This is a genomic window from Bacillus cereus (assembly GCF_002561295.1).
GTDB classification, from domain to species: domain Bacteria; phylum Bacillota; class Bacilli; order Bacillales; family Bacillaceae_G; genus Bacillus_A; species Bacillus_A cereus_S.
The window spans coordinates 262,292-268,291 of the sequence record NZ_NTUG01000002.1; the positions used below are offsets into that span (position 1 = coordinate 262,292).

A 6,000-nucleotide genomic window follows, 5' to 3' on the forward strand; every position below is an offset into this window, starting at 1 on the left:
TAGGTGGTAAAAATAAAATGTTAAATACAAAACCATACAGAGTACTGCTGTACTACATGTACACAACAATTGAGAATCCGGAAGAATTTGCTGCCCAGCATTTAGAATTTTGTAATTCACTTGAGTTAAAAGGAAGAATTCTTGTAGCAGAAGAAGGGATTAACGGAACTGCTTCAGGTACGATTGAACAAACAGAGAAGTATATGGAAGCAATGAATAATGACCCGCGTTTTGCTGGAATCGTTTTTAAAGTAGATGAAGCTGATGAACATGCGTTCAAAAAAATGCATGTACGTCCCCGTCCGGAGCTTGTTACGCTTCGTTTAGAAGATGATATCAATCCGAAAGAAACGACAGGTAAGTATCTAGAACCAAAAGAGTTTTATGAAGCAATGCAAGAAGAAAATACAGTTATCATTGATGCGAGAAATGACTATGAGTTCGATTTAGGACATTTTAGAGGCGCGGTGAAACCTGATATTAACTCTTTCCGCGAATTACCAGATTGGATTAGAGAAAATAAAGAGGTTCTTGAAGGTAAAAAAATCTTAACATATTGCACAGGTGGTATTCGCTGCGAGAAGTTTTCAGGCTGGTTAGTTAGAGAAGGTTTTGAAGATGTAAGCCAGCTTCACGGCGGAATTGTAACGTACGGAAAAGACCCTGAAGTGCAAGGTGAACTATGGGATGGACAATGTTATGTATTCGATGAGCGTATTGGTGTACCAGTGAACCAAAAAGAACATGTGATTGTTGGGAAAGACCGCTTTACAAACGAACCATGTGAACGATATGTCAATTGTGCGAATCCAGAATGTAACAAAAAGATTTTATGTTCTGAAGAAAATGAGGCAAAATACTTACGCGCATGTTCACATGAATGCCGTGTTCATCCACGTAACCGTTATGTAAAAGAACATGAGTTAACAGATGAGCAAGTGGCTATCGCATTAGAAAAAATTGAAGCAGAAAATAAAGTGGAATTAGGATAATATGTCACTTTAATAAAAAACGGATCTTCTCGTAAAAGAGAGAAGATCCGTTTTTTTGTTCTTGCTTAGAGAATGAAAAAAATCACACTTTGCTTGTTTGCAACAGCTTGCTTATATAAATCCTTAATTTCTAAAAAGTAACTATAGGTATATTCAAATATTTCGTCAGAGTCATCGTTTTCCACAAGTGGGTAAAGTTGTTCATCCATCAAATCGTGGAAGTTATACATTTTGTTGAAATCATCTGCACTTAAATCCTGTATTGCAGAATATGCTTCTTCGACTTCACTAGCTGTAAGGTAAAATGTACCGAGCGAATCGTTATCGATGATGGAATCATTAAGAGGTACGACATGTCCAAGTGGTGGTTCGCCTCCGCCAATTTCACCACATAAAATAAAGTGAAGTAGTTGCCAGGACTTATCGATATCTAAATCAGATTCTTTAAAGTAGATATCTAATTCATTGTTTTTGAGTTTACTTAATTCCTCATCTGTAACTAATAGATACTGTCCAATCATCCCCATAATAGCCAGCTCCTCAAAAGATTTTTAATTAAGTATACCATATTTTGGTGGGTGTTTTTTAGGGATGGAAGAGGTTTGTACCTCAGTTATAAGATATGGATTACGATTGAGTCAGATGTATAATATAGTTATGCTACAAAGAAGTAATGAAAGAGGGGAGTTCTGTATGCGTATTTTAGTATTAGGAGCTGGTGGAGTCGGAGGATATTTTGGGGGCCGTTTAGTAGAGAAAGGGGAAGATGTTACTTTTCTCGTTCGTAGTAAACGAAAACAACAATTAGAAGAAAAAGGCCTCGTTATTCGGAGTGCTAATGGAGATTTTTCATTTCAACCGAAATTAGTAACGAAAGAAGATGTCGTTTCTCCATTTGATGTGATTCTATTTTCAACAAAAGCATATCACTTAAAAGAAGCAATAATAGATTTGAAGCCGTTTGTAGGCGATCATACAATGATAATCCCATTATTAAACGGTGTTGCTCATATATCGCATCTGCAACAGGAGTTTGGTGAGGAAAACGTAATGGGTGGTTTATGTTTCATAGAGACAACTTTAAACGATGAAGGAGAAGTTGTACAAACTAGTGCTGCTGATAGACTTGTATTTGGAGAAATGAAACACCATAATTCAGCAAGAGCACAAAAAATTGCGAAAGTATTAATGGGAACGAAAGCAAGTTTTGTTCTAAGTGAACATATTTTACGAGATATGTGGCATAAATATTTATTTATTACAGTAATGTCAGGTGTGACGACGTTAATGCGTGCACCGATAGGCCCAATTCGCGAAAGTGATGGTGGTCGCGATTTTATTCGAAGTTTATTTGAAGAAGTAGCAGAGATCATGAGGGGATTTGGAGCGCCGATTCAGGAAAATATTGCTCGGGAACATATGAAGACAATTGATAAAATTTCTTATGATATGAAGTCATCTATGCAGCGTGATATGGAAAAAGGCTCGTTCATTGAAGGGGAACATTTGCAGGGATATTTATTAAAATTAGCAAAGCAATTTCGTGTAGATGCACCATTATTGAACGTGGTCTATCAAAACTTAAAAGTATATGAAGAAATGGCTTTAAATAAAGAACCGTTATAGTTTTTATAGTATCGAAATGAGTGAAGGATAGAAAAAATATAATTATTTTTCTATCCTTTTTGTATTTGGCGAGTAAAAAATGAGAAAGAGCATGATTTATTAACAGGATATCATTAAGGTATTTAGATAATATAACGTAATGATTTTAATCATACATTTTTGTGGGGATTTGGTATTTTATTTCTTATACGTAGAGAAAATCGGTTCTAAAAGAAGGACCTCTTGAAATATAAATGTGTTGGAAAGGAGGGAGAGTAATGACTATAAGTACTTTTTTAGGATTGTTTTGGGGCTGGATTATATTAATTGTATCAGGTATTCTTTTTGTGCGTCCATCTGTGTTACGTGAATTAAAAAGGTTAGTGGTGGAAGATAGAGGGTCTGGAATTATGTATGGATTTTTATCAATCTTTTTAGGATTAAGTACTGTCATTTTGCATAATATATGGGACTTTAATTGGGAAGGATTTGTTACACTCATTGGATGGCTTTCGCTCTTAAAGGGGATCTATATTATTGCATATCCCGAACCTTCAAAAAAGACGGATTTTGAAGTGCGAGTACTTTCTACTCGTATCGTACTCGCAATCATTTCTGCTTTAGCCATTTGGATGCTTGTAGTGATTTATATGCGATAAATTTTGATGTTTTAAAAATAAAAAGTCTGTTCTTATTAAAAAAACAGACTTTTTACTTGTTGATTATTGTATGTTTACCTTAATAAATTACTTATTTCTTTTATTTTCTTGGGAACTATTTTGTTCTTCAGTTGTGTTTCCATATAACTTATTAATTTCTATTGTAATTTTATCTAAAAATGCATCCGATAAAAGTGGCTTCTTTTCTTTAGACAAATCAATACCTCCCAATCTATATTGATAAATTGAAACTTTAATCAGTGGGGGTTTTTCTTCACCCTCCACTAATTATCAGCCCGCACCAATCGGGCTTTTACGGGTAGTTTATCTCCGACCTACCTTCTTTGCTTTCGTCGAATTTTGAGGTGGGAGTATTACTGCCCGTTAATGCGGGATAAATACATTCTGTTCATTTATAAAACGATATCATACATAATTATTATAAATTTTTTTGTTTCTAAAATTTTTGTTTACTTTTTTAAAATAAAGAAGTATTATAATCCACAGTTTCAAATTTCTAAATCGCTGAAACCGCATGGTACGGGGGACCCGTTTTTCTGGATTATTGCATAATCCAAGGGGTGAATCCTTGAAAAAGGTAGGGCTACTCATAGGCCCGAATCCGACAGCTAACCTCGTAAGCGTTATATTGAGAAGGAAGGTGGAGCTTGTGCGACAAAAAATTTAATGTCTACAAGTCTATTTGTTATGGCTTGTAGACATTTTTTTATGTTCTGAAAAGATAGTTTATGAGCTTTAACTAGCAGAGAATTGTTCGTACAAAATTATTGGAGAGTGGACAGCAGTGGTTTCATCTATAAAAAGATTTTTAATTGGAAGACCATTAAAATCAACCGAATTAGGGGAGCAAAAGCTTAATAAAACGAAAGCGTTAGCGATTTTATCCTCTGACGCATTATCATCGGTTGCATATGGTCCAGAGCAAATTTTAATCGCTTTAGCCAGCCTTGGTGCAATAGCGTTTTGGTATTCCATTCCAATTGCGATTGGAGTATTAGTATTATTAACAGCTTTAATCTTATCTTATCGACAAATTATTTTTGCCTATCCTCATGGAGGAGGAGCATATGTTGTATCTAAAGAAAACTTAGGTGTGAATCCAGGATTAATAGCTGGAGGATCTTTATTAGTAGACTACATTTTAACTGTAGCAGTAAGTGTATCAGCAGGTACAGATGCGATTACATCAGCTTTTCCTAGTTTACATGAGCATAATGTAATTATCGCGATTATATTTGTATTACTTATTACAATATTGAATTTAAGAGGAGTAACAGAGTCCGCTTCTGTTTTAGCATATCCAGTTTATTTATTCGTTTTAGCATTATTTATATTAATAGGAGTAGGAATATACAATATTGTAACTGGTCACGTTTCACCAAATTTGCATACACCAATTGGTACACCAGTAGCAGGAATTAGTTTGTTTTTACTGTTAAAAGCATTTGCATCAGGTAGTTCTGCTTTGACAGGTGTTGAAGCCATTTCCAATGCGATTCCAAACTTTAAAGATCCGGCTCCTAAAAATGCTGCTAAAACGTTACTTGCGATGGGATCCTTACTTGCAGTGTTATTTTCAGGAATCGTATATTTAGCTTACTATTATGGTATTACTCCTAGTAAAGAGGTAACAGTTGTTTCACAAATTGCCGAAGAAACATTTGGGCGGAACTTCATGTATTTCTTTATTCAAGGAACAACAGCGTTGATATTAATCCTTGCTGCTAATACTGGCTATTCTGCTTTTCCTTTACTCGCAGTTAATCTTGCGAAAGATAAGTTTATACCTAGAATGTTTACAGTTAGGGGAGACCGTTTAGGGTATTCAAATGGAATTATCATACTTGGAATTGCTTCAATTCTCTTAATTATTGCTTTCCAAGGGCAAACAGAACATCTTATTCCACTCTATGCAGTAGGCGTGTTTATTCCATTTACGTTGTCTCAGTCTGGGATGGTAGTAAAATGGATTCGTGAAAAGCCTCAAGGATGGATTTTGAAATTAACGATTAATTTAGCGGGTGCTATTATTAGTTTTATAGTTATGAGTATGTTCTTTTTAACTAAGTTTGCACAAGTTTGGACAGTCTTAATTTTCTTACCTGTCATCATTATTGTTTTTCACCGAATTAGAAAGCATTATGAAGCGGTAGGTGATCAATTAAGTCTTAAAACTTGTGAACCAATTGTGCCGATTGAAGGGAATGTCATCATTGTTCCTGTTGCTGGGATGACTCATGTAGTAGAGAACTCATTAAACTATGCTAAATCTCTTTCACCAGATCAGATCATTGCTGTTTATGTTTCTTTTGAAAGAGAAGATGAGAAGATGTTTGAAGAAAAATGGAAGAAATGGCAGCCTGGAGTTAGACTAGTGACATTGCACTCCCATTACAGAAGTATTATTCAGCCGTTGACCAAATTTATTGATACGGTTCAATATAAAGCTAGTGAATCAAATTACCGGGTTACTGTAGTAATACCGCAATTTATCCCTAAGAAAGGCTGGCATAATATTCTTCATAACCAGTCAAGCTTATTAATTCGTGCATTCTTACTTTATAAGAGAAATGTAGTGATTACGACGGTACCTTATCATTTGAAAAAATAAAGTTTATCCCGCATTAACGGACAGTAAGACTCCTATCTCAATATTCAGAGAGAAACGAGGTCCAGCTCTAGCGGCTAGAATCTCAGGTCGTTTCGCCCCCCGGACGAGGCAA

Annotated in this window: 6 protein-coding genes and 1 riboswitch; of the genes, 4 read left to right on the plus strand and 2 right to left on the minus strand. The window is 35.2% G+C overall.

Features of this window, described 5'->3' with window-relative positions:
• The first annotated feature begins 17 nt into the window (after positions 1-17).
• Positions 18-992: a rhodanese-related sulfurtransferase gene (locus CN373_RS01950; RefSeq protein WP_000935319.1), complete on the plus strand. Its 975-nt coding sequence runs from the start codon at positions 18-20 to the stop codon at positions 990-992.
• A 65-nt stretch (positions 993-1,057) separates the two neighbouring features.
• Here CN373_RS01950 and CN373_RS01955 read toward each other — a convergent pair whose 3' ends face one another.
• The gene (locus CN373_RS01955; RefSeq protein ID WP_000525341.1) at positions 1,058-1,519 is read right to left on the minus strand and encodes a YfbM family protein; all 462 of its coding nucleotides are present in this window, start codon (positions 1,517-1,519) and stop codon (positions 1,058-1,060) included.
• Positions 1,520-1,685: 166 nt separating this feature from the next.
• Between CN373_RS01955 and panE the strand changes: the two genes are divergently transcribed.
• Positions 1,686-2,618 carry a 2-dehydropantoate 2-reductase gene (panE, locus tag CN373_RS01960; protein WP_001221932.1) on the plus strand — a complete coding sequence of 311 codons (933 nt, stop codon included), beginning with the start codon at positions 1,686-1,688 and terminating at the stop codon, positions 2,616-2,618.
• A gap of 257 nt (positions 2,619-2,875) precedes the next feature.
• Positions 2,876-3,256: a hypothetical protein gene (locus tag CN373_RS01965; RefSeq protein ID WP_000156063.1), complete on the plus strand. Its 381-nt coding sequence runs from the start codon at positions 2,876-2,878 to the stop codon at positions 3,254-3,256.
• A gap of 87 nt (positions 3,257-3,343) precedes the next feature.
• Here CN373_RS01965 and CN373_RS01970 read toward each other — a convergent pair whose 3' ends face one another.
• Positions 3,344-3,472, minus strand: coding sequence for a hypothetical protein (locus CN373_RS01970; protein ID WP_000031875.1), 129 nt, complete (start codon positions 3,470-3,472; stop codon positions 3,344-3,346).
• Positions 3,473-3,769: 297 nt separating this feature from the next.
• Positions 3,770-3,915: riboswitch (cyclic di-AMP (ydaO/yuaA leader) on the plus strand.
• Positions 3,916-4,061: 146 nt separating this feature from the next.
• Here CN373_RS01970 and CN373_RS01980 point away from each other — a divergent pair.
• Entirely contained in the window at positions 4,062-5,888 is a 1,827-nt protein-coding gene (locus tag CN373_RS01980) for an APC family permease (protein ID WP_000254905.1), read from the plus strand.
• Positions 5,889-6,000: the final 112 nt, after the last annotated feature.